Origin of the sequence: Aeromicrobium alkaliterrae (assembly GCF_039529015.1) — a bacterium.
GTDB classification, from domain to species: Bacteria; Actinomycetota; Actinomycetes; order Propionibacteriales; family Nocardioidaceae; genus Aeromicrobium; species Aeromicrobium alkaliterrae.
On sequence record NZ_BAAAME010000024.1, the window covers coordinates 1 to 610 of the forward strand.

The 610-nt window shown below is 58.9% G+C and carries 1 protein-coding gene; it reads right to left on the bottom strand.

Annotated elements, in window-relative coordinates:
• On the bottom strand, positions 1–508 hold a 508-nt coding region (locus ABD127_RS19020), incomplete at its 3' end, for a hypothetical protein (protein ID WP_344204502.1).
• Between the last annotated feature and the right edge of the window lie 102 nt (positions 509–610).

Genomic DNA, 610 nt, shown 5'->3' on the forward strand with positions numbered 1-610 from the left:
GGTCGAAGTATGAACCGGTGAGGCCCATCATGGCGTTCGGATCCTCTAGCGAATTGTACGAGAACGTCATGCCGATTGGGCCACCCAACGTCTCGACGGTCGGTGATTCGAACGAGAGGGCGGCGTTTCCGTTGGCCAGGTTCACACTGACAGGGCCGGCAGTGTCATAGGGAGATGGAGTAGCCAGACCCAACCGCATATCGACCTTGAAACTCTTCACCCAGGTAGCGTGGGCATTCCTGTTTACGCCGTCATACGGCCTGACGATCCAGTAGTAGATTCCTCCGTCTGTCAGCGTCCCTTCCGGGACCCTCCACGTGACGTTCTGGTCGAGCAGCCCGTCGCGCCCTGCGCCGACACCGTCGCGGATCAGACCCGATGTGACGACCTGCCCAGACTTCCCGTCGGGGCCAGTTGCGATCTTGAACTCATACTGCACCTCATATGGCGAGTCAGGATCACGAATGATGTTTGGCTGCGTAGGTGTCTGGAGGATGTTGACGGACAAAGTCGGAGTCAGCGTCGTCAGAACTTGAGGGAGGCCAGTTGCATTACCTGGCGACGCGCCTTCGACCCGCGGGATCCCTGGTACTTGTTGGGTCGTGAACTT